The sequence below is a fragment of the Clostridium sp. MT-14 genome (assembly GCF_042436595.1).
GTDB lineage: Bacteria > Bacillota > Clostridia > Clostridiales > Clostridiaceae > Clostridium_B > Clostridium_B aromativorans.
In genome coordinates, this window is the sequence record NZ_JBHMIY010000003.1 from 195250 (window position 1) to 219492 (window position 24243).

Here is a 24243-nt window from a genome sequence, read left to right on the forward strand (position 1 = left end):
ACTATAATTCTCCCATCCTTATTCTATATTTTATTTCGGTAATAACATCATCTAATAATATAGCAATATCATAATTTTCATAATATGTGTTGACTGCATCTCCCTGTTTTTTATACCATTTATCTAAATGTTGTTGTGCCAATTTAAAATCTTCATCATCGGTGTTTAGGAAAGAATCCATGTCTTCATATCCTTCTTCACATTTATCATAGAGAATGTCTTTTAAATCCATATCAAATACAGGTTCGGGTGAAGTACTCCATAAATATGAAGGTAATTCCTCATTAGATAATTTATCATATTTAATTTTATCACATAACCAATCATATACCGCATCACCATCATAAACTCGACCTTCATAATCAGGTATAAAAAAATATCCGTTATAATCATTAAATTTGATTTTCTTTGCCTTTCCAAATAATTTTTGTTCTTTTTCTTGTTGCTTTTTATTGAATTCTGCATTTCTTTCTTTTCTGGCTCCATCGCAATTACAATAATTGCTCTTATTATGTTTACCACAATGTTTGCATACATATACTTTGCCATTATAACAATCTGGACAACTCTCTATGTATGCCTGTTTTCCTCTTTGTTCTAATATAAATCTTAATCCCTTACATGTAGGACAGAGTGCTTCATTGTCATTTAAAGATATTATTAATTTATTAGTTAATTCATCTATTAATTTTTGTGTAGATTTTTCCATATTATTAATTTTCCCTCCTTATTATTTTATATTCTAAGAAACTATTATGCATTGGGTCATTGATTTCTTCTCCACATACTTCACAGTATTCAGGAAAATCTATTAAACTTTTTACTATATATTCATTCCCACATTTACAATTATAATAAAATTGTTTTTGTAAGATATCTTTATCACATAATTGTTCTAAATATTGGGTTATTATAAATCTATCTTCTCTTATATCTTTAAATATAGCTATAGGAGAAAAACTAATTACTTTTGTGGATCTATTTTCTACCCAATTTTTAACTTGGTTATATATATTATTATTTATTTTTATCATAAATATTATTTCTCCTTATAAATATTTCTCTATATAGTCTCTATTTTCTGTGAAGACAGGTATATTTTTATCAACAATCCAACGTGTCCTTTGAGTATTATTATCATCATTTAGATAATATTTTTCTTTTATAATACAACTACCTCTTTTTTGATAAGTAGGAAAAGTAGTCCAGTTAATATTTTTTTCTTTGAGTAGTTTATCTTGTATTTGGTTACAATTTACTTTATATAGTTGTTTATAGCTAAAATTGGTTCTTCCAACCATCTCAATAGAATTTCTAATACAATCTTGTTGTCTCCAAATAAAATAGTTACAAATATCTTCTTTAGGAATATTGAAAACTCTACTATCAAATAAAGCTTTATCAAACTTTTTTTCATATATCTTTTTAGTAATTAAATATTCCTCTAAAGTTTTAAAATTTTTATCATTCAGGCTATTAGTATTTTCTTTAAAATTTTTATTAAAAACTAAGGTCGCCATACTAGCTGATATACTAATAACCTTTGAAATATTATTATCAAACCATGCAGAAGTGTTTATATCATCATAATCGGTTAATAATAAACTAATTTCATCCGATTGTGTATATGCTATTTTACATCCTTGAATATTTTCACATAAATATTTAGCTGTTTCTTGCATTGAATTTATAAGTATATTATCAAAAGGTTTTTTTAATCCTTTTGTAAACGAATGGAATGCTTTACCATCAATCCTTATTATTGTAGGCATTCTTCTAGTTAAATAATGTCTAGTGACTCCTTCATATGTTTTCATCCTATCTCCTAAACTATCTTTGTTCATGGTTATATTCCTCCATTTATTAATTTTATAAAATCACTGTTTTATTGTACATTCTAACTCTTTGAAAATATATTTTGTCTCTTCATTATAGTCTTCGGATACTTCAGTATATTTATCACTTTTACGATTATATTTAAACGCATATATGTTTTTTACTTCTGTATTAGCATACGTACATTCAAAAGGTACTTCTATGATAGCAATATAATTATATACTCCACCATCATTTATATCAGAAGCATTATTCTCTGCAAATTCTTTAGCGGTATTATAATCAGTAAAATAGCAATTATTTTCTTCTGAATATAGGAAATCATATTCATGCCAATTCTTTAAAAAATTAATGTATGCCTCATATGGCATTTTTCTTTCATATTTAATTTGGTGTATTTGCCAATACTTATGTCTAATTTCTTCTGTTTTAGGTCTTATTGATATTGTTTTAAGTATAAATAAATTATTATTCATTATTAATATCATCTTCTTTCTTTAGTATCATTTCCATTTCTGCATTAGCTTTATTTCTTTGTTCTTGTTTCTTTTCATCTATGGAGGAATCTTTAATATATATTGCAGGTATGAAAGAGTATAATGTATATATTAAAACGAGTGGAAATCCAATTATACTAAGACAACCATAAATAATCATATCAAAACATTCTTCAATATCTCTCCAATATCTAGGGCTACAACTACTATAGTGTTTTACTATACAAATTTTATTATTTTCCCATAAAGTATATTTTGCTTTAGTCCACCTCTTACATGAATCAATGCTCGCTTTTTGAATTTTTAACATATGCTCACCTCTGATAAATTACATGGATCAATTCTGATAATTTCTTTACCTAATTTTTTCATATATCTGACACAATTAGCAGTACCCCCTTTACTACCGTCCCATACAGCTATTAATATATCGGCTTTATCACACATAAACTCATTGCGTTTTTGCATTTTTGCGGGATAATATATATCCTTTTGATATCCTTTTATTTTGTATTGCTCCAAAGTATCTACATATATAATTTCATCGGCCAAAGATTTTATTTTGTTATATCTATTAATATCTATTTGATTAGACCATTTTATAGGCTGGTTTTTAAATGGTATTGCTAATATATTCTTTATATTAGGATATATATTTTTTAATTTATCTACTACTAAAAATGATATTGTGTCACCACCTAAAGCTCCTCCTGAAATAAAATTACTAATTCCCTGTTTTTCTATTAAATTTATACATTCTCCTCTTATTAATCTACCCAATTTATAATATTTAGGTATATAAATATTATATCCATACAGTTTATTTGGACGGTGTGCCGTAAAAGCACACGTTCCCATATTATTTATTCTCCTTCTTTTGTTGCTCATATTTTTCTTTTGTGATATAAAATTCACTACATTTGATTTCCTGCCAATCTTCTGGTACATTAGTTTCTTCAGTTAAAGATTCACTATTTATTTTAAAATATAATTTATCATCATAAGGGAATTGATCTATACCATATCTATATAATGACTCAATATAATCTCCTACACGTGGTTGATATAAATTAATTATTACTTTATTATCTATACATAATTGTGCAAATTCTTTATTAATTCTTGATGATTGTTTGAATTTACACATATTATATTTATCTGGTTTACATAATTGTTTAGAGAACTGCTCTAAATTTTCTTTTGTTGGTTCAATATACAAACTAATATCCTTTTTATTACTTTCTTCAAATGGAATGTTCACAAAACCACCTCCTCTAACCATATAGCTTTGAGAATTGATTCCTTTCTGTTTTAAAAAATTATTTACGAATTTCCTTTGTTTGTCAACCATATGTAAATATTTTTTCCAGTCTCGATTATACTTACTCTCCTCATTTGCAATAAAACATTTTTCCATTTAATATCTCTCCTTTTATTTATTTCTTTAAAAGAATTATTTTATAGTACCTTCAGTCATCCATTGTTGACATTGTTCTTTTGTCATACCTAAATACTCGTACAACGGTATATTATATTTACATGTATAATATTTCTTAATATATATTGCTATATCTTCTTTTTCTAAGTATCCATTTTTAAAGCCATAATAAAATTTTTCGCTTTCCTTAAGCTTTCTTGGAATATAGTATTCATCTTTTATTGTTGTTGTTTTACAATAAGCAACTTCATTATCTGGTGAATTACAAAACCAATTTCCTCTGATAAAACCTTCTTTACTCATTTCAATATAATGTTTATGTTTTTCTTCTTTATTATTATATACATAAGTTACATAATGAATTTGTTCTATTCTTTCTAATCCTTTTTGCATGATATTCTCCTATTCCTCTAATTCTTCTTTTAATTTATTCCAACTTTTAAGATGCTCAGGATGTTCTTTGATTTCTGTTATTCTACTATTCAAATCATCTGTTCTTTCTTTAACTTCTTCCTGAGAATATCCATTATAGGTCAACTCCCACATAATACCAGCCAAGATTGTTAAATCATCTAATTTTTTAAAGGATTCTTCGTCAATTTTTTTAGCAAGCCAATCTTCCCATCGGTCAAATTCTAATCCCCATCTTATAATTTCACCTTTTTCATTCGGGCCAATACCATCACAATCAAGATATTCTTTATTATTATCTTCATCAAGAAAGTTATCTTTTTGAAATTCGACTCTAATTTTCAGATTTTGTTTTTCTGTAGTTGGCGTTAATCTTCTTAGTTCATCTAAAGCCGAAATATAGGCATCATCAGATACTTCATCATAATTTTTATGTAATGCTTCAAGGATATCTTTATTGGAGTACTTCTGCAATAATTCATAAAATTTCATTTTAAATTACTCCTTTATTAATTTTATTTAAGCTTTTTTACTAATATTATAGTAACATAACAAAGATGGCTTGTCAATATAATTTATTAATTTTATTAATTATATATCAAATAAATTCTTAAATATGTACTCTAAAACTTTAACTACAATAGAATTTCCTGCCATCTTATAAAGTTGAGTATCAGATATACCCATGTTTTTAACTTTATAAAAATCTTCATCATCAAAACTCATTAATCTCCAACATTCTAGTGGAGTTAATTTACGTATTCTGCAATTATTATTTATTTTATATAATCCAGTATAACTTCCTATACCACCGCCTTGAGCAGTTTGACTAACTGCAATATTTTTGCTATCATATACTCTATTTCCTTGAGGATAATTTCTACTATTCTGTTTCCCATCTCCTGCCCAATCTTTTTCTCCAATACCGCCTACAAACTTTAAATTGTTAGATTCTAATATCTTTGGTTCACGATGTTCACCTTCCATAGTTGTTAAAGCAGGACTAATACCTTTTGGATTATAAACGCTACGAATATTATCTTGCCCTTTCATTTCTAATTTACCTACAACATCTATGTTATTAGGTTCTATAAGTAAGTTGTCTTTTTGTACTGTAGTTAAAGTATTACTTATTTCATCTGTCCTGGGTTCTAAACTAGTCATATTTTTTCGTTGTTCTTTAATTTCTCCTGATTTAGTTCTAATAGGTTTTAATATTGATAATTCTAAAATAGCATTTCTATTTTGATTATTACCAAGACCTTTATAGTAACTTGCATCAAGTGTACAACCAATATCTTTTTGTTTAAAGCCATCTTTTTGATTATATACTCCTGTCTCTAATATTCCAGTTCTAGCAGCATGGTTGTCTAATCCCTTATAATAATTGGAATTTATACAACTAGATATATCATCATCTTTAAATTGCACTTTCCCTTGATTAATTAATACTCCATTTTTATCTTGTGTATTAATCGTAAAAGCAGGTTCATCATTCTCTTTAAATCTTCTACCATTTTGGCTTTTAACTACTCTATCAGAAGTTAAACAAGGATTAATCCCTATATTTTTAGCTTTTAATTCAGTTAATAATTTTCTTGTTTTATCTTCAGAGATATAATATTTCTCATCAACTTGTTCTTCTAATAAATCTTTTAATCTTATACCATTATCAAATCCATCAGGGAACTGAAATTTACAATCATCTGTATCTTTCCTAATACAAATGACATAGATTCTTTCTCTGTTCTGTGGTACTCCGTAATTCTTGGCATTTAAACATATAGGTTTATCTTTATCATTTTTAGGATAATAGCAATTATATCCTATATTATTAATTTCATTTGTTATACTATAAAAATCATTAATAAATTTTTTAGATATTAAGTTTTTAACATTTTCAATCATTATGTATTTTGGTTTTTTGGCTTGAATAATATTTATTCCATATGTATACAAGCCACTTCTAGTCATGTTTCCTTTTTTATCTTTCATACCTTTCTGTTTGCCGGCCACACTGATATCGGTACAATTATGTACAATTATATTATTAGCAGTATATGAATTATCATTTTCAACTTCCATATTATACACTAAACCATTATATTGTTCTTTCTCCAATCCATTAATCGGACACCATATATAACCATCTTCATAAAATGCTTTATCCTGTTTCTTCTTTTCAATTTTCCAAGCTATATCATATACATCATTTTGATTTACTATTCTTCCTTCTATTACACAAGTTTTAGATCTTATAGTTTTATAAATTGAGAATGGTGCGTTATGAACTTTTGCTACACATTGTCCTATACCATATATTAATTTATTACTAATTGATGAACATTTATATATATTTTTAGTAAAATAACCATCAGCACTTATATATCCATCAAGAAAACTTTTTAATAAATTTTTAGGTAAATCTATTATTGTATTATTTAGTTTCTTATTTTTTGCACCTTTCCCAAATTGTTGTAAAAACTTAGCAAATTCTACATTTGAAATTCTAATCTTATATACAGTTCTATCTTCATAATATTTATATTTAAAATCATTATTTATTAAATTTAAATTATCTAAAACATCTGTTATTTCATGTAGTTCATCTTTTGCACAACATATGTATAAGTCATATATATCTGTTCCTTTGTGATCTATTATATTTTTAACCCATCCATCACCCATATATCTTCCAACAATCCACCAAAAATCATTATTGTTAAAATATTTTTTTATAGTATTAAGTAATTTTTTATTTCCATATTTTACCCATGTGCTATTCACTTCTACTCCATTCCAATTAGGTAATTTAGATTCTTGATTTATAGCAATTCCAACATAATAATCTTTTGATAAGTCTTTAATTTTTACCCATTGTGGATTTGAAAATTCTCTATAGTTAACAGCTTTGCCTTTTATACGTGTATTTATTCGTTTCTTTTTTCTAACGTAAAAAGGATGTTCTTCTGTAACTAATAAGTCTTCACTGCACATTGTTTTTAATCTATATATACTATTAGCTTTATTTATCATTGGTTTTACTACTTTTTGATATGTATTTGTATGTGTTAAAACCATATCACCTTCTTTTATATCCTCTATATTTTTATATCCTTTGTTAGTTAATACTAATGTTCCTGCTATAAAACAAGGAAAACTGAAATTAAATAAATCAAAATTTGGCAATTCATTTGGTTTTATTAAACTTATATCACCATAATTATTAGTATTAATACAAGCTTGAAATAACTTCTGAATTTTAATGTAAATATAAAATTAATAAAAATAAATAGAAAGAAGTTGATTAATATTACTAAGATAAAATTATTTGATAGCTTTGCTGGTATTGGAGCTTTATATAAAGCATTAAAAAATATTGGCATACCAGTAGAATTAACAGGTATTAGTGAGATAGACATAGATGCTATTTTGTCCTATAATGCTATACATAATACAATAAACAAATCATATCCATATTACTCTATTGAACAAATGAGGCAATATTTAATAAATCGTAATATAGGATATGATTTTAAAAAGAAGAAAAGTAGAATACCTAGATTAAAAAAGGATAAAATTCAGATTTTAAAAAGTTTATACTCTTGAAAATTAGAGCAAACAAGAGTATAAGTGAGAATATCAAAATTTAATTGATAATATATTGTTTAAAGTTACTTTCTAAAAATATCTTACAAGACTACGCCTTCAAGCATAATTTAATATGGCTTATTCCTGTAAATTCAAATGATTTTGTTTTACTATAAAATTTTGTTGACATATCTAATTTTATAGTTTTATTATCAAAATATATGATTCTACCTGTATAAACAAATGTATTACTAATAGTTATTTCTATAATATCATTTATACTGATTTCTATATCTTTTTGATCGTGTGAATTATTTAAATCTTTTTCTGTTATTATTAATTTCATTTAATCACCATCTTTAAATTATTATATATATCATTAAATTAAACATTTTTATAAACACATTCTTTATCTTCTCCAAAGTCTTTATATTTTCTAATCTGATAGCCATATCTTGTCAATCTCTTATAAATATTACGTAATCTGCTATTAGCCCCTAAAATTCTAATTTCACAATTACTTATTGTTTTCTCAAATTCAAGTAAAGATTTTAGGGATATTATAAAAGGTTCTAATCCTGCTTTATTTCCAGTACATTTCCCAAATAATATCTTAGGACTATTTTCCGTTTTCTTCATGCAGTCATTACATTGTCTTTTGGAATTGGCAACACAAATTATCATAAGCCATACATTCTGACTTGAACAATAGATGAATTGAATTTTTAACCATTGCTCATTTTTTAACTTGAAAAACCTATTAATCCCTTTTCTAGTTATATTCCAATTTTTAATATTATTATTTCGCATTAATTCCCTCCTCTACTTAAAGTTTAGTTTTTATTAATATTATTTTATTTATAATGAAAATAATGAGTTATTTGTATATCCTCATGTATTTTTATATCAAGATATCTTTTTCTTAGATAATATATAAATTCATCTTCAGCAACATAATCAAATAAACTTGTGGAATATTTATCTTGATAAACATAATCATGTTCTAAAATTTCCATTAATTCATATATAGACTTATTGTTATATTTTTTTAAGTATTTATCTAGACTGATTGTATCTAAATAATTATAAACATTTTGGATATTTCGATCAGGGTATTCAGCTTTAATACTCATATTAATCTCCTCTTACTGGTTGGTTTATTAATATTAATTCCTTCTTTCATATTTATTAATTAAATTTTATTAAGTTCAATTCCTATTCCAATTCTCCTTAATCTATCTGCAACTTTACAAGTTGTTCCTGTTCCTGCAAAACAATCCAACACAATATCGCCTTTATTACTACCGCATTTTATTAATGGTTCAATCAATTCTTCAGGAAATACAGCTTCATGAATCCCATGATATGCTTTTATATTTATTGATAATAAATCTCCCGGATTTTTACCTTTAGGATTATTACAATGAAAATAATAACCTTTATTTTGTAATTCTTTTGCTCTGCCACTTAATTTAGTGTCTGAACCAAATAATGTTTTATTTTGTCCTTTTATCTTTAATCGAGCATCTTTATTTATTTTATTTTCTTTATATAACTTGTATAATTCATTTAAAGCATCAGACTTTTCATCTTTAGTTAACTCTGAATTATTAATTTTATCTTTAAATCTATGTAATATCTTTTCATTATTCGTATCATTACACTTGTTTGGTATTCTAATGCTATCTAGATTATAATAGTAACTTTTATTTTTTGTAAAATGAAATATATGTTCATATGTATTAGTAAGTCTATCAGTAACAGGAGAAGGTTGAAAATTAGGTTTATACCATATAATATCATTTCTTAATATCCAATTTCTTTTTTTCATTTGTGTAGCAAAATTTGTTGGTATAAGCATAAGAGATTTATTTTTATCATATTTATCGCCAATATTTATAAATAAATTGCCATCATTTGTTAGTTTATTTTTTATACAATCAAATACCTTACATAAATTATCAATATATTTTTCTGGTGTCTTTTCTAGTCCTAATTGTTTTTCATTACCATAATTTCTACATTTATAATATGGAGGAGAAGTAATACAACATTTTATTGTGTTATCATTTAATTTTTTTATACCTTCAAAAACATCTTTATATATTATCTTCATCACATTCACCTAGTTCTGCTAAACATATATTTATTCTTTTAAGAATTGATTTTCGACATTCAATTATTTCTTCATTAGTTAAATCTTCAAAATCTGCTTGTAATTCCTGTAATTGTCTTAATAGAGATTCTCTATTCATTTTTATAGTTACTCCTTTTTTATATTTATTAATTTTATATAAAAACATAAATTTATTTATATATTTTTCTTATTTAAAATAAAATCTGCTTGTTGTGTATGCTTAATGTTTGTCCCAGCACTTGTTAAACCACCACCTATAGGAAGATATACTTTACCATTTATATTTACAAGTGTATATGCATGTTTTTTTCTACTATTTTCTATTTCTTCATCTGTCATTCGAGATACGGATGATAAATTTGAAATAATATATGATTTTAAAAGAAAATGCCAATTTCTATCTAATATCTCTAATAATTCTTGCTTTGAAAATATATTTTTTTCATTATGATTATATATATCTATAAAATACACTGCATTATGAGCTATTTTAACAAATAATAAATATTTTGATCTATTATTATGCATTTCTTTTTCGTTTTTTGCATCTTTATTATTTAAATGAAGGTGATAAATGCCCCAATCATCCAATAAATAATCTCTTGATCTTCTATAACCACGCTTATTTTTATTCTTTATAAGTAAATTAGAATAATATATATTTGTACTTAAATGTCCATTCATATCTATTCCCTTTTCAAAATTGTATTTAAATTTAAAAATAATTTTTATATATTCTTCATTAAGTTTATGTTTTTTTATAATTTTGTTTATATTATCAGATATATAAACTCTCCTTGGTATAGAAATAATTGTTCTATTTATTACATTGAGATAATTAATTAGTAAATTTTCTAAAGTATCATCTTTTTCAAAATAAATGTTTTTTTGTGTTAATTTTTGGATTATTGATTCTTTTAATATTTGGTCATATTGTTTCAAGCTCATATAATTTACTCTCCTTATTAATTTATCTAATTAATATATTATTCTCAATTAATTTTTTATTTTTATTATACTTTCATATGCTCAATTTTTCAATTATATGTTAGCAATAAAAGACGCATTTTATTTATTTGGTATAATAGTATCACTTACTTTATGACCTCTATATGTAATATAATAAGGATCTTCTGGTGTTATTGAAAATGAATTTTTATTATGTTCTCTTAATTTTATTAATATAGTTAATTTACCATGTAATTCGTATAATTGACTTACCGTCCTTTTAATCATATTACTTTGTATTAAAGCAAGGGCGTTATTAACATCATCCAATAAATCTTTTAATACATCTGATTTTTCCATAAAATACTTTGCTCCTTTCTCCTATACATTGAGGAAGATCATACTTTTTATATAATCATCCTCTTTTAGTACAAAGGTTAATACGTCTGTTGAACTATCTCTTTTGGATATATAAAACTTATCATTTTCTCAATGGGAAAGTGAAGGTAAATTTGTATGGTAATTTTTTAAAACATTTATTATTAAATATCTGAGAATCAAATGTTGATATAAATTCATCTAACATAGTATTTTTATCTATAATTGTCTCAATAAAAATATCCAATAAATATTTTGATTGGCCTTTGTTATTTATGATTTTATAAAAAATATCATAGCCATAAATATCACCAGATATTATTATTTCCTGTACTTCATATAAATGATTAAAAGAAAAATCTTTGTCTTTTATATTTTCCCCGACAATTTTATTTTCATATAGAATCCTCGCTTTCCTAAATTATTACAACCAGTGTGTGGCAATAAAATATATTATATATGATGTAAATCCTATATCAAATGGTTTGGATAATATTCTATATAACTTACTATTTAATGTTCTTGATATAATATTTGATTTTAAATATCTATGTAAATTATATAGATCAAAAATTGTCCATAAACAATAAATGAAACCTATTATTGAAAATATAAATGTTTTAATATATATGGCACATAAAAAATAGTATATTAAAACTGTACATCCAGAGATTAGTGTACTGACTGTTGAATATTTGTCACCTTTTCTTATGATTTGGTTATTATCTAAATCTTTTTTTATAGTTTTAAAATTAAATAAATTTTGTAGTTGTGTAGTTAGAAATATTGCAGAAAATATCAATAGAAATATTTTCAAAAAACCATCCCCTTTTTACTTTTCTTCAGTTACAACAACAGCATTATTAATTACTATTCTTTTGCCATTTAAATCAAATAGTACTTCATTACCGTATTTATTTTGCCTTATATCTAATTTCCCTGTATAAGTCCTAATAAGTTTCCCATCTTGACTATATACTGACACTGTTCTATTTAATCCATTACTGACATCAGAATTAATATTTTTACCAAAGCGATCTAGTGTAGAACATCCGGCCAAAGCAAATATTAAAAATATACTACATAATCCTATAATAAATTTTCTTTTCATGAATTTACACCTCATTTTTATTTATATTTTTTATTAAATTCAATGATAGAAGTTATTCCAGTTGCTAACCAGCCTATTCCCCCTAATAATATAACTGGATATAAAAGAGGATGGATTATATAATCGCCGGTGTTATAATATATAACCATTAATAAGATAGCAGATATAATAGTCAATATACCTGTAAGTACTAATTCTTTTTGAGGTTTTAATATTTTCATGTTTTAATTACCTCCAAATTCTTCTACAATATCTTTTAAGAATCGAAAATCATTTTTTCGTTCACTGAATTTAGAATTATAAATATTTAATAAACTTTCTAGACATTCTCTTTCATTACATGAACAATCTATACAATTTTGCCCAGGGGTATCTTTTTCACATTCGTGAATTATACTATTTAATTTTGTTTGCATTCAATCATCTCTTTTTATTTTATTATATATATTTTTTTATTAATATCATTGTTTGAACTTCATCATCCTAATTTGGAATTGGTCATCCAAACTATTAATTAATTTATTACCATTTGCATCTGGAGTTAATAAAGCTGTATTCAAATCATCTACTCCGTAGTCATTGAACCATTGTTCTAACTGTGTATCATCTGTTGGTGTTCCTAATTTTGTTAATGTATTGTTCTGTACACTATAGTATTCATTACTCTGCTTTATCAAAAATTTACTATGAGGTTTTTCAAACCACAGTTTAGGATACTCTCCATCTTTTAATATCCATACTTTGGTGACTCCATCTTCTAGCACTTCAGTATCCCAACCTACAAAACTTGAAGGGGTTTCCATCTGTGCTGTCGTTAATCCTGTTCCTCCTCTTGAAGTACCTGTTCCTGATGTATTTGTATCCCAATATGAATGTATTATTGTAGAAGTAACACTACCAGTGCCTCCAATTAATCCACCAAATCCAGCATTGGCAGATATAACTCCACTACTATAACAATTTTTTAAAGTTACTTGATTAAGAGTTCCAATTAATCCTCCTAAAGAACTAGAACCATTTACTGTACAAGTAGTATAACTATTAGATACAGTCCCAGCACTATATCCTACTAGTCCGCCAACATAGGTAGAACCTTTAACAATTCCCATAGAACAACAATTTGATACTACAGAAGTACCTTGAGTAATTCCAATTAATCCTCCTATATAATTATTATTAGTATTAATATTTACATTTTCTACTTTTATACTTTGAATATTGGCATTATTTATACAACCAAATAATCCTTGATAAGCTATTCCAGTTCTATTAATGAATAAATTTTTTATTATATGACCGTTCCCATCAAATACACCAGTAAATCTATTATTAGTAGTATCCCCAATAGGAGTCCAGCCTTCTCCTTCGTTATACGGAGATATATTCAGATCTACATCTTTAATCAATTTATAACTAGCAGATAGATTATTTCTAACAGCATTTAGATCATCAGCATCTTCTATTAAATACGGATTAGATGCTGTTCCATCTCCACCTGCAAAATTTCCGTTTGACATTTTTTATCACTCCTAAATTATAAGTTTAAATATAAATTACGTTTTATTTTGGTCTATAATTTAGAAGTGATTTATCTATTTTTAGATACAGCTATCTGCACTTTTTTAATTTTTGTAATAATAAGCAAATCAAAAACTATTACTTTACTACATTTTAGGTAAAGTAAATAAAACGTAATTTTTAACTTGTTATTATTTATTAATTTTGTCTCAACATTCTGATTTCAAATTGAGTATTCAATTTGTCAATAGGTTTAAAAGTTTCATCTCCAACGGTAATAGGAACACATAAATCATTGATATTATCAAAACCTAAGTTATTATAATCATCTTCATTCGGTGTATTTCCTCCTGTTAAGGTTAATGGTATAAATGCTCCGTTTTGATAATTCTCTGAATTAATATTATAATATTGATCATTTTGTTTTATTAGATATTTATTATATTGATGATAATAAAGTCCCCACTCATTAATAATAGTCCATTCTTTGCGATTATCAGTTCGATCTAAATCTGTCCATAATAACCTATAATAAATATATTTAGTATTATTGTTAAAATAAAAGATAGGTTCTGTATTATCATTTTTTTGTGCCATAAAATTAGTTATTGTATCAAGTATTATTTCTTCACCAGTAAATAAACCAGTATTACTAGCCATAAATAGCCATGTTTTCGGTAAACAAGAACCCATATTAAATTGCCATAATGTACTCTCAGCTCTTAGACCATATGCATTAACACATGTTGGATTATTAAACTTAAATTCAACCCATTGAGGACAATTAGCATTTGTAGCAAATCTATGTCCATCAGCATTATTATTGTCTTTATCAAATAATTTAAATGGCATACTATCTCTATATACACTACTTGCTGAAACCGTACCGATTGAAGAAGTATTTGATGTCATTTTTGGTATTAAGTCTATTAAATTTGACATATATTGTCACTCCTAATCATTATATAAGCTACATTTTATTAAAATATATTTAGTCTTATATAAATAAATTAGGAGTGATATATGGGGAAATTAAAAGTTAGTCAATTTAACAAATGCACTAAAAACCTTATTAACAAACAAAATATCAATATCAAAAGTAAATAAAATGTAGCTTTTAACATTATTATTTATTAATTTTATTTCTTAGCTATAGACATTTCAACTTTCCATAACCATTTATATTTATTTTCTTTATTACATATCTTCGCAAAATTGCACACTTCACCTACTTTATACATAAATCTAAAACATTTATCTTTATGTATACAATCTTTGTTTTCGCATATTGCTATACCTGCCATATTATCCTTCCTTTTTATTTACAGTATATTTCATATTAATATATTTCTCAGTCATAGGCATATCTATATACTTACCTGAAGAATTTAATTGAATCTCATATTTATTATTTTCTTCATCTTTAAAAATAGTTCGTGGTGGAAATGCAAATATCTCAAATATCGTATATTGAGGAATATAAGGCTCTATATGTATATGTATCTTATTATACCTTAATAATTCTGATGTCTGATTTTTATTTTCTTGAGGATCATCATAATTGTTTTTGTAATACCATTTAACATAATTAGATTCTCTTGTCCCATCTTTATATATAATATCAAAATAACATATATCATTATATTGTGATAATCTTTGTATAGGAGAGGAACCATCCTCCATATAATCTGCATCATATATTATACTACCGTTATTTTCTATAATACAATCAAGATTGGTTATAATACCATTTATATTGCTATCTTTTCCACATTCTCCTGCATATTTTTTCGTCTTATAATCTAATTGAGTAACACACTTATAAGGAATAGTTATTTCAACGCAATTTTCAAAGGTAATCTGTATAGCTTCTATTTCTTTTTTATTCTCCATTAATTAAGCTCCTTTATAATTATTATTAATTTTGTTCAATTATAATTTCCATTCTTGGATGTTCTTTATCATAACCTCCGTAGATTAATAGTGGATTCAGATGTATATAGTCATCATCCAAAATCATTTTTGATTCAGTTAAAGCATCATTCATAAATTTAGGACTTCTATTATCATTGTCTTGCCTTCGTTTTGTTTTAAAGAAAAATTTGTATGTAACTTTTGCATGTTGAATATTTAAATTTTCATATCCATATTGTTTTACAACCCATACCCCAAACTCTTTCCATTTTTGTTTTAAGTCATTCATCTGCGGTCTTTTCATTACAAACCATTTATTGATACTAGGATGTAAGGGGCTATCTATGGGTGCTTTATGTCTTCTAGGATATTTTTTAAAGTAATAGTCTAAATACTTATTTAAAATATCATCATCAAATATTAATTTGTATTGTTTGGCGATATTAATTCCCCCTTTATTAATTTTATATAAAATGTTAGATTTATTTTGATATTATATATTAAACTTATTGGCCATTTTTTCAATATACTTTATCATTGGAAAGCAATATATTATTGCAAATATTGTTGAAATTATCCACCCTTGTAATTCTGAATGCACAAAATGTGATATTATTATAGCACCTATTATCATTCCTAAAAATATTGGTATAGTTATAACTATTATTTTTATATATTCTTTTAAAGTCATTCTCTCACTCCTCTTTTATTATAAAATTTGAATTCTATGTTGTTTTATTAATTTTATTTTGGCATTTCTTTTTTTGTTTTCTTTTTAAAATAGTATTTAAAATCATTCTGGAATATTTCATAGTATTTAACATTATAGTATTTTCCATCTTGCAATAAGGCATCGTTATTGCTAATTCCAATGATCCTGCCTCCATATTTAGCAATATATTTATCATACATTTTTTCAATAGGATTACCTATAACAACATGGAATCGAATTTTTCTAAAATTAAACTTATAAAATAAATCTATAATAAATTTATAAAAATCTTTTGCAAAAATAACATTGTCTTTAGTTGAAAAATTAATGACTCCTAATGATGAAACCAAATTATCACATCTTGAAATATTAGCATTAAAATAGCCAAGAATCTCTTTGTTTTTAATACTCACCATCTCTATATTATTCCAACTATTATCTTCTAATTTAATAGTATAGTTCCACCAATTACTAAGATTATAATATTTATATTTATCTTGAAACACTGTGCTTTGATAAATCTTATTTAGTTCGTCTTGATATGGATAAGCTAGACGTAACATTGTATCCCTCCTACTTATATAAATAATCTATCCTTGTTACTGTATGACCACAATCATTACATATATAGGTTATTTTTACTTCATGTGGAGCTTCCTCATGTACAGAAAATACATCTGTATTTGTGCTATGACATTTATTGCATACCATTGTCATTGAGTCATTGCATGGTATTTGTATTGATACTTTCATGTCTTTGTCTTTATAGAACTTATTCTGCTTGGAGGAATATCTTACATTATCACCTAATATGTTAATAAAAGGTAATATACCAGATACATCACATTGACAAGAACGACAAGAATCTACACTTACAGCATCATAATATTTTATATATTCTTCGAAAGATACTCCTTCAAATAAATCTTCAAATAGTTGTTTAGCAGCTCTAAAATCGATATCTAAATACAATATCCCCTCACTATCAAAATCAGATTCCACATATGATTCCAATGCTTTATTCAATCTTTCTATAATTTTATCTTCAGTCCATCCATCTTTCAATTTAATTCTCTTTCCAAATGAATTAGTCATATTTTTCCTTCCTTTTTTAATTCTAATATAGCTTTTTTATAAAGATTAATTCGTTCTCTTTCTTCTTCGTTCAACTTCTTTTGCTTTAGTCTTTTTTCTAATTTGTCATATTCATCCATAGCAATATCATAGTATTGTAATTGTTTATCAAATAAGTTTTTATTTACATTATATTTTTTAAAATATTCCCAAGTATCTTTGGGATAAAATCTAGCCATGCCTGTACTATCTGAAAATTCTTTTATTGGTGGTTTAATCTTTTCAGGATATTCTTTATAACATTGTATTTTCCATTTATTGAATAATATTATATTATTAATTTTTTGTTCGATTTTTTGTTTCTTTTTTAACTTGTAATGTTTAAATATTTTCATATTTTAACCTCGTTTATTAATTTTGCATAAAACCTATATTTTAATGTAAGGGATAGAATTATATCTATCCCTATTTAATTTTACTTATTTATCTGTACTACCAAATCCACCGTTTCTTTGTTCTCCAGAAAAATCATCACCATCTGCTAATAAATACTTCTGAAATATTAATTGACACATTCCTTGTCCTTTATTAATTGATAGATCTTTTTTACCTTCATTTCTTAATTTGACAAATATATGTCCTTCATTATCAGAGTCATAATAATCTGCATCAATTACGCCCTCTGTATTGGCTAATCTTAAATAATATTTAAAGCCATGTCCACTACGTGGTAAAGCAAATAATACTTCATTATCCTGCATATAAGATCTAATTCCTGTTGGTAATTTAATTTCTTCTCCAGGACATAATGCTATATTTATAGGTGAAAAACAATCATATCCAGCAGATTTAGATGTACTACGTTTGGGTAATTTTATTTCTTCATATTTTACTCCAAGATCATCAAAATCCTTTAAAAACTGCTCTTTTGAAATTTTTTCAAAACCTCTTGTTTTACTCATTAATAATCAATTCCTCTCTTATATATAATCTGATTTGATGTTGCTAATTTAATTCCATATTTAATATTATCCTCTGTAGTCAACTCTGGGATATATCTACCACATTTTATATAATCACATAATTGTAATTCAAATTTTGGTATATCATTTAATTCATATCTAGTAAACAACCATATTGTTTTATTTAAACCTCTTAAATCAAACAATAAATGTAATAATACGTCTTTATCCTGATCGTTTGGTTCCCCACCAAATAACATGATATTCTTTATTAAAGAATCGAAATCCTCACATTTTCGTCTAATATGTTTATCAAAGTAATCTTGAGAATATTGTATTCCTTGATTAAATTGCCATGTTTCTGGATTATGACAGTCGGTGCAGTGAGGATCTGCACTACACCCTGCTATGTATATATCTAATGACTTATATTGTAATGTATATTGTGTAGCTAAAATTTGGATATCATCATCTCCTAATTTATATTCCCTTATAAAATTGTCTGTTGGGAAAGTCTTTTTCTCTTCTTACTTTATGCCAATTTTTCACATTTGTAAGAAATCCAACAACTCGCATATATTTATCAGTGATTTCTTCTCCACAAATTGTACACACATCATTTTTACCTACTGTCATATGTCCATTTTTGCATCTATTTAATTCATAATTAATTGCGAAATACACGACACCTTTTTTAGCACAATTAGTTATTAATTCTTTCATATGTTCTGCATCTTCTATTCTATTTTCTACATTTAGGTGACATATGCTACCACCACTAAAATGTTTATCAAAAATACCTTGTAATCTAATTCTATCCAATAGATCAGCATTTGTAATTAAAGGAATAAATTGATTGGAATACAATTCAAACTCATTTTGATATTTTAACAATCTATCTTTGCTTGCTAATTTTATTGATAGATTTTCTCCTGGAACTTGTTCGCAATTATGTGGTGCTTTATATTTTTTTTGCATTTTATCATCTTGCTTTATACAATCGGGGCAGTATATATTTCTGCCCCATAATTGTGTTATATTTATTCAAATTTTAATACATTATGATAGGCTATTTTACTCCAATTTTCAAAAGATGCATAATGTTTATATAGATCTTTTTTATTTATCCATAAACCTGACAATACTCCATTTTCTTCTGCTTTTATTTTATCTGTATTAAGTTCTATTTCATATAGACACCCTAAATGGTCTGCATCTACACCATCGTTACTTTTAATTAGTCCTTTTAATGTTAAAGATTTTATCATTGATTTATTTACAGCTACTTCCTCTTCCAGCTCTCTATACATACCTTCTATTATACCTTCGGAGCCAACATGACCTCCTACCATACCTTTTTTACCTTCTAGTCTAATTTCTCCAGAACCTTTCTCTCGTAAGATAAAGAAGTATTTTTCTTTATACCTTAATATTATATATGGAATTGGATGTCTAAACAAAGCACCATCATACTCTAATTTACTTCTTTCTCCAATAAAAGTTTTAATAGCTGGAAGTTCATCTGTTTTAAAAAATCCCTCATGTATATTATTTAAATCACTTTGTCTATAATATATTATCTTTTCTTTAGTAGAAGGTTTTATTTGTGATAATATTTCTGATTTTAAACCATCTAGATCATTCCATATTTTACTATCTATTTCAAAATTATCTCTAGCTTTTAAAATTATATTTAAATCATTTTTTATATACAATATTAATACCTCTTTCTATATTTTTTTATTAATTACATCTACTCCATCCGCATGAAGGACATGACTTACAACCTTCTGCTAATATTATTGGTTCTCCACATACAGGACATTTCCCCATATCTGATTTAATTGGATTTGTTTTTATTGATATTTTAAAATCTTCTTTTTCATTTTTTATATATTCAGTATTTTTAAATTCATCTAATATATTTTTTAATATATTAGCAATTGCAGAAGAACATGATTTACCTTTGCTTAATGGTTGCCCAGTGTATTCTTCAATTTCTTCCCTAAGTTCTTTATCCTTAATATCATTAGTATTAAATTTATTTAAAGACATATGTAAAATATGGTTTACTCCATTTTGCAGACCTCTTTTATATTGATAACTTGGACAAGTACCTGCTTTTTGTAATTGTTCAATTAAATATTCTATAGGAGCACCATATCTAATTGCTGTAGATAATAATCTGCTATTAGCTTGAGTATTAACAACACAACCACCTACGCCATTTGTATTAGTAAAACAATCATATATTTTTCCCTCATATTCATCAATCCCAACGAAAAAGTATAATGTACCACATCCTGTATATAATTTATATTTACGATATGTAAGATCTGGAGGTACATTTTCTATAAATCCTCTAGGTAAATCATCAGCCGATACAACTTCATATGGTACTTTTTTATCATTATTTTTATTGCCTATTTGAATAGTTTGATCTTCAATAGAATTGTTTCTATAAACAGTAATTCCTTTACAATTGAGAGCAAATGCTAAAGTGTAAGCATTTTTTACATCTTCAGGAGTAGCAGTTTCGGGTAAATTAACAGTCTTACTTACTGCATTCTCATAATATTTTTGTAATTGTGCCATTATTTTTATATGCCATTCAGGAGATATATCATTAGCACATCTAAATAATTTCTTTAATTCTTTTGGTACACAATCTAAATTTGTAGTCCCTGCATCAATACATTGTTTTACAATATTCTTTTCTTTGTCTGAATCATTTATAACTTGATGTAATTTTTGTTTAAATAATTTATTTATTTCTAATATTTCACCATCAACTATTCTTCTAATATAACCAATGGAAAAAAGTGGTTCGATTCCGTAGCTCTCTGTACCTAATATAGTTGAAATACTTCCTGTAGGTGCTTGAGTTGTTATGGTTGCATTTCTTCTTTTTATATTTTTTTTGCCAAATATACTATCTTTCCATGAAGGGAAAACTCCTTTTTCTTTTGCTAATTTTTCATCAACATCTTCAGCAGTTTGTTGTATAAACTTAAATAATTTATCTATGAATTTTAATGCTTCATCACTATCATATTGTATTCCTAATTTTATTAATAAATGGGCAAATCCTGTGACTCCTAATCCAATTTTCCTATTAGATAATACTTTGTCTTTGAATTCAGGTAATACAAATTCATTAACAGTAATTGAGTTATCTAAAAATCTTATACTTGTTTCTATAGTCCTTTTTAATAATGAATAATCAACATCATTTTTTGTCTCATTATATATATTTTCAAGATTAATACTACCTAATACACACAGTTCCCATTGTTCAAGAGGCTGTTCGCCACACTGAGCTGTAACAATACCATTAAAGCACCCTGTATGCCTTTTAGGTTCTGTGAAACAATAAACATATGGAGCAATATTATCATCTTTTATTACACTAGTAATCCTAATAAATCTGCTAGCATCTCTATTAGGATTAGCGATTAATGAAACTCTATGTGTATTTAACCCTAAATTCATTAATCTTTTTACATTTGTTGCATTAATAATTAGTCTATATACTTTTTGTGTCTCATATTTTTTTGTACTTCCTTTTCCATTAGGCATATCTTTTGTTCCTGCAAGCTTATTTAGAGAAACTGATGCATGGCATCCTAAAGTGTTAATCATTAGTTTTGTTTTCATTAAAAATTGATGATTAATAGAAGTAATACTTAAAGAACCATCTTCACTATTTAAAGAACCATCACTATCTAGTAAGCCTGCTAACCAATTTAATCTACTTTTAACACTTAAATTTGCAGACGGAACATAATTTTTGCTAAAGTAATTATTAGAAATTTTTACAAATATTCGATTACCTGTACATTTATTATAGCGTTCATATTCTAGATATTTTAATAATTCGATTTTTTTATCATATAACCATATAGATTTTCTATCCCTATTAGTTTCTTGAGAACCGTCACCACTAAAAAATCCTTGAGTATACATAAAAGAATTTGGATATTGATTATTAGTACCTTCAATAATAGGATAGCTCCACTTTATAAGTTTGTCTCCTATTTTTAAATCCTTAGCTTCTTTTCTTGTACCACCTTTTAAACAAAATTTATGATATGGCGTACATTTTAATAAGCTACCATCTGAAAAATTAATTTTCAATATTTGTTGATCTTTACCTGTTATTTTTACATTGATTTTTGAAAATTCAAATCCATTCCAAACATTAACTTCTTTGTTATATAAATCTTCTGCTTTAAAATATCCTTTATCAGTTAAAATTAAAGTATCACCTGTTACACATGGATTTGTTGTAATAATATAATGTTTATTAGTTTCATTAAATGTATCGTCCAATAAATTAAATGGATTACCTTCATTCATTCTATCTAAAAAAATTAATCCAGGTTCACCATTACTCCATGCATTTGTAAAGATTTTATCTAATAGAGTCTTGGCATTGACTTTTTTATATTTTTTTTTATTCCATTGTAACCAAATTTCTTCTCCATTTAGTGCTTTTTTAAATTCTTCATCTTTAATAATTACAGATATATTCATAGCACTAAATAATTGACTATTTTCTTTTTTGGCATCAATAAATTCCTCAATATCTGGATGATTAAATCTTAAACTAACCATATTTGCTGCTCTTCTTGCTGTGTCACCTTGTATAGTAGTTGCTGCTGTAGTTTGAATATTATGCATCCAATTTATAACACCTGCTGATTTTCCTCCACTTGTTTTGATAATTTCTCCTTTTGGTCTTATATTTGATAAATCTTGTCCTACTCCACATCCATATTTTGTTAATTTTGCATTATACCAAAGATATTTATAAATACCTTCTAAGGAATCTGGATATCTACCAATTACTGAACAAGCAGATAAGCATTTATCCTTACCAGCATTAACAAGAGTAGGAGTATTAGGCATAAATAATTGATTATTCATTACATCAAAAAATTCTTTAGTCCATTTATCTTGTAATTCTTTCTCTTTTTCTGCACTTGCTATGTATTTTGCAACTCTGCTAAATAAATCTTCAGGAGAATGTTCAATTATTTTTCCAGTTTTTGAGTCTCTTAGATAATATCTTTTTTCTAATAACTTTAAAGCATTGTCATTTAATTTTGCCATTGTATCTCTCCAATCATTATTTTATGTATAATAAACATCTTAAGATGATATTATTAATTAATTTAAAAATTCCAATTTTATTTATAATATCTTCAACTTTAGTACATATTTCTTCATATTCTACATCTGTCATAAACAACATCTCTTCTCTTTAAAATGATGGTTTTATCTTTTATTTATTTTAAATCGACACTAAAATTACCGATTAAATAAGATATTACTCCTAAAATAAAATTATGTGTGGTAACTGCATATATCATCATAAGCAATCCAAATAGAAATATCATTCCATTAACTATCATTGTTGGTCTATTTTTTAATGAAAATTTAATATTTTTTATTTTTAACATTATATCATCTTCCTATCTTTTATTTTAATTTTATAACCAAGTTCTTTTTCTATCTCTTCTACAGTCATTTCTTTACGTGGAGTTACATCGCTGAAACTCCCAAGCCTAAAGACAAGGGGTTCTTAGATAAATAAACTTCTATACTAACTCGAAAGTTAATATAACTGATTTATCTCTCTAAGACTTTCACTATCAAAGATACCACCGTATCCATTAACGATAGTATAAGGCTCGCTTCAAAACCTTTATTA

Annotated in this window: 35 protein-coding genes; 1 reads left to right on the plus strand and 34 read right to left on the minus strand. The window is 25.6% G+C overall.

Going from position 1 to position 24243, the window contains the following annotated elements; genetic code table 11:
* Window position 1: 1 nt before the first annotated feature.
* The 10 genes from ACFHWD_RS04290 to dcm form a co-directional block, all read right to left on the minus strand.
* Entirely contained in the window at window positions 2-709 is a 708-nt protein-coding gene (locus tag ACFHWD_RS04290) for a hypothetical protein (RefSeq protein ID WP_378060721.1), read from the minus strand.
* Window positions 710-713: 4 nt separating this feature from the next.
* Window positions 714-1034: a hypothetical protein gene (locus ACFHWD_RS04295; RefSeq protein WP_378060723.1), complete on the minus strand. Its 321-nt coding sequence runs from the start codon at window positions 1032-1034 to the stop codon at window positions 714-716.
* 15 nt (window positions 1035-1049) lie between these two features.
* Window positions 1050-1844, minus strand: coding sequence for a tRNA(His) guanylyltransferase Thg1 family protein (locus tag ACFHWD_RS04300; protein ID WP_378060725.1), 795 nt, complete (start codon window positions 1842-1844; stop codon window positions 1050-1052).
* 33 nt (window positions 1845-1877) lie between these two features.
* The gene (locus ACFHWD_RS04305) at window positions 1878-2312 is read right to left on the minus strand and encodes a hypothetical protein (RefSeq protein WP_378060727.1); all 435 of its coding nucleotides are present in this window, start codon (window positions 2310-2312) and stop codon (window positions 1878-1880) included.
* On the minus strand, window positions 2305-2643 hold the full coding sequence (locus tag ACFHWD_RS04310) for a hypothetical protein (protein WP_378060729.1): 339 nt from the start codon (window positions 2641-2643) through the stop codon (window positions 2305-2307). The genes ACFHWD_RS04305 and ACFHWD_RS04310 overlap by 8 nt, the downstream gene beginning before the upstream one ends.
* The gene (locus ACFHWD_RS04315; RefSeq protein ID WP_378060731.1) at window positions 2637-3191 is read right to left on the minus strand and encodes an SLOG family protein; all 555 of its coding nucleotides are present in this window, start codon (window positions 3189-3191) and stop codon (window positions 2637-2639) included. The genes ACFHWD_RS04310 and ACFHWD_RS04315 overlap by 7 nt, the downstream gene beginning before the upstream one ends.
* Window position 3192: 1 nt before the next feature.
* Entirely contained in the window at window positions 3193-3750 is a 558-nt protein-coding gene (locus ACFHWD_RS04320) for a hypothetical protein (RefSeq protein WP_378060733.1), read from the minus strand.
* A 36-nt stretch (window positions 3751-3786) separates the two neighbouring features.
* The gene (locus tag ACFHWD_RS04325) at window positions 3787-4164 is read right to left on the minus strand and encodes a hypothetical protein (RefSeq protein ID WP_378060735.1); all 378 of its coding nucleotides are present in this window, start codon (window positions 4162-4164) and stop codon (window positions 3787-3789) included.
* A 9-nt stretch (window positions 4165-4173) separates the two neighbouring features.
* Entirely contained in the window at window positions 4174-4674 is a 501-nt protein-coding gene (locus ACFHWD_RS04330; protein ID WP_378060737.1) for a DUF6557 family protein, read from the minus strand.
* Between the two features lie 99 nt (window positions 4675-4773).
* The gene (gene dcm, locus ACFHWD_RS04335; RefSeq protein ID WP_378060739.1) at window positions 4774-7371 is read right to left on the minus strand and encodes a DNA (cytosine-5-)-methyltransferase; all 2598 of its coding nucleotides are present in this window, start codon (window positions 7369-7371) and stop codon (window positions 4774-4776) included.
* A 114-nt stretch (window positions 7372-7485) separates the two neighbouring features.
* Between dcm and ACFHWD_RS04340 the strand changes: the two genes are divergently transcribed.
* Window positions 7486-7791 carry a hypothetical protein gene (locus ACFHWD_RS04340; protein ID WP_378060741.1) on the plus strand — a complete coding sequence of 102 codons (306 nt, stop codon included), beginning with the start codon at window positions 7486-7488 and terminating at the stop codon, window positions 7789-7791.
* Window positions 7792-7882: 91 nt separating this feature from the next.
* On the opposite strand, the gene ACFHWD_RS04345 is transcribed toward ACFHWD_RS04340, so the two are convergent.
* From ACFHWD_RS04345 to ACFHWD_RS04460, 24 genes are all read right to left on the minus strand, one after another.
* Window positions 7883-8119, minus strand: a complete 237-nt coding sequence (locus tag ACFHWD_RS04345; RefSeq protein ID WP_378060743.1) for a hypothetical protein — start codon at window positions 8117-8119, stop codon at window positions 7883-7885.
* Between the two features lie 38 nt (window positions 8120-8157).
* Entirely contained in the window at window positions 8158-8583 is a 426-nt protein-coding gene (locus ACFHWD_RS04350) for a hypothetical protein (RefSeq protein ID WP_378060745.1), read from the minus strand.
* A 44-nt stretch (window positions 8584-8627) separates the two neighbouring features.
* Window positions 8628-8906, minus strand: coding sequence for a hypothetical protein (locus ACFHWD_RS04355; protein ID WP_378060747.1), 279 nt, complete (start codon window positions 8904-8906; stop codon window positions 8628-8630).
* A 59-nt stretch (window positions 8907-8965) separates the two neighbouring features.
* A complete protein-coding gene (locus ACFHWD_RS04360; protein ID WP_378060749.1) occupies window positions 8966-9889 on the minus strand; it encodes a DNA-methyltransferase in 924 nt (307 codons plus the stop codon).
* A complete protein-coding gene (locus ACFHWD_RS04365) occupies window positions 9873-10028 on the minus strand; it encodes a hypothetical protein (protein ID WP_378060751.1) in 156 nt (51 codons plus the stop codon). The genes ACFHWD_RS04360 and ACFHWD_RS04365 overlap by 17 nt, the downstream gene beginning before the upstream one ends.
* Window positions 10029-10084: 56 nt before the next feature.
* The gene (locus ACFHWD_RS04370) at window positions 10085-10858 is read right to left on the minus strand and encodes a hypothetical protein (protein WP_378060753.1); all 774 of its coding nucleotides are present in this window, start codon (window positions 10856-10858) and stop codon (window positions 10085-10087) included.
* A gap of 120 nt (window positions 10859-10978) precedes the next feature.
* Window positions 10979-11218: a hypothetical protein gene (locus ACFHWD_RS04375; protein WP_378060755.1), complete on the minus strand. Its 240-nt coding sequence runs from the start codon at window positions 11216-11218 to the stop codon at window positions 10979-10981.
* An 850-nt stretch (window positions 11219-12068) separates the two neighbouring features.
* A complete protein-coding gene (locus tag ACFHWD_RS04380) occupies window positions 12069-12347 on the minus strand; it encodes a hypothetical protein (RefSeq protein WP_378060757.1) in 279 nt (92 codons plus the stop codon).
* A 17-nt stretch (window positions 12348-12364) separates the two neighbouring features.
* Window positions 12365-12568, minus strand: a complete 204-nt coding sequence (locus ACFHWD_RS04385) for a hypothetical protein (RefSeq protein ID WP_378060759.1) — start codon at window positions 12566-12568, stop codon at window positions 12365-12367.
* 240 nt (window positions 12569-12808) lie between these two features.
* Window positions 12809-13864, minus strand: coding sequence for a hypothetical protein (locus ACFHWD_RS04390; RefSeq protein ID WP_378060761.1), 1056 nt, complete (start codon window positions 13862-13864; stop codon window positions 12809-12811).
* A 199-nt stretch (window positions 13865-14063) separates the two neighbouring features.
* Complete coding sequence (locus ACFHWD_RS04395) at window positions 14064-14807, minus strand: hypothetical protein (RefSeq protein ID WP_378060763.1); 744 nt, start codon at window positions 14805-14807, stop codon at window positions 14064-14066.
* A 197-nt stretch (window positions 14808-15004) separates the two neighbouring features.
* Entirely contained in the window at window positions 15005-15169 is a 165-nt protein-coding gene (locus ACFHWD_RS04400) for a hypothetical protein (RefSeq protein ID WP_378060765.1), read from the minus strand.
* Window position 15170: 1 nt separating this feature from the next.
* On the minus strand, window positions 15171-15758 hold the full coding sequence (locus ACFHWD_RS04405; RefSeq protein WP_378060767.1) for a hypothetical protein: 588 nt from the start codon (window positions 15756-15758) through the stop codon (window positions 15171-15173).
* 25 nt (window positions 15759-15783) lie between these two features.
* Window positions 15784-16083 carry a hypothetical protein gene (locus ACFHWD_RS04410; RefSeq protein ID WP_378060769.1) on the minus strand — a complete coding sequence of 100 codons (300 nt, stop codon included), beginning with the start codon at window positions 16081-16083 and terminating at the stop codon, window positions 15784-15786.
* 189 nt (window positions 16084-16272) lie between these two features.
* Complete coding sequence (locus ACFHWD_RS04415; protein ID WP_378060771.1) at window positions 16273-16470, minus strand: hypothetical protein; 198 nt, start codon at window positions 16468-16470, stop codon at window positions 16273-16275.
* Window positions 16471-16523: 53 nt separating this feature from the next.
* Complete coding sequence (locus ACFHWD_RS04420) at window positions 16524-17054, minus strand: hypothetical protein (RefSeq protein ID WP_378060773.1); 531 nt, start codon at window positions 17052-17054, stop codon at window positions 16524-16526.
* Window positions 17055-17064: 10 nt separating this feature from the next.
* Window positions 17065-17586 carry a hypothetical protein gene (locus tag ACFHWD_RS04425; protein WP_378060775.1) on the minus strand — a complete coding sequence of 174 codons (522 nt, stop codon included), beginning with the start codon at window positions 17584-17586 and terminating at the stop codon, window positions 17065-17067.
* Window positions 17583-17960, minus strand: coding sequence for a hypothetical protein (locus ACFHWD_RS04430; RefSeq protein ID WP_378060777.1), 378 nt, complete (start codon window positions 17958-17960; stop codon window positions 17583-17585). The genes ACFHWD_RS04425 and ACFHWD_RS04430 overlap by 4 nt, the downstream gene beginning before the upstream one ends.
* A gap of 84 nt (window positions 17961-18044) precedes the next feature.
* Entirely contained in the window at window positions 18045-18527 is a 483-nt protein-coding gene (locus tag ACFHWD_RS04435; RefSeq protein ID WP_378060779.1) for a deoxyuridine 5'-triphosphate nucleotidohydrolase, read from the minus strand.
* A complete protein-coding gene (locus ACFHWD_RS04440) occupies window positions 18527-19021 on the minus strand; it encodes a 4Fe-4S cluster-binding domain-containing protein (RefSeq protein ID WP_378060795.1) in 495 nt (164 codons plus the stop codon). Before ACFHWD_RS04440 ends, ACFHWD_RS04435 begins: the two co-directional genes overlap by 1 nt.
* Window positions 19008-19505 (minus strand): anaerobic ribonucleoside-triphosphate reductase, encoded by a 498-nt coding sequence (gene nrdD / locus ACFHWD_RS04445; RefSeq protein WP_378060781.1) that lies wholly within the window; start codon window positions 19503-19505, stop codon window positions 19008-19010. Before nrdD ends, ACFHWD_RS04440 begins: the two co-directional genes overlap by 14 nt.
* Before the next feature lie 62 nt (window positions 19506-19567).
* Window positions 19568-20242, minus strand: a complete 675-nt coding sequence (locus tag ACFHWD_RS04450) for an NUDIX domain-containing protein (RefSeq protein ID WP_378060783.1) — start codon at window positions 20240-20242, stop codon at window positions 19568-19570.
* 28 nt (window positions 20243-20270) lie between these two features.
* Window positions 20271-23642, minus strand: a complete 3372-nt coding sequence (locus ACFHWD_RS04455; RefSeq protein WP_378060785.1) for a ribonucleotide reductase N-terminal alpha domain-containing protein — start codon at window positions 23640-23642, stop codon at window positions 20271-20273.
* A 176-nt stretch (window positions 23643-23818) separates the two neighbouring features.
* On the minus strand, window positions 23819-23992 hold the full coding sequence (locus tag ACFHWD_RS04460) for a hypothetical protein (protein WP_378060787.1): 174 nt from the start codon (window positions 23990-23992) through the stop codon (window positions 23819-23821).
* Between the last annotated feature and the right edge of the window lie 251 nt (window positions 23993-24243).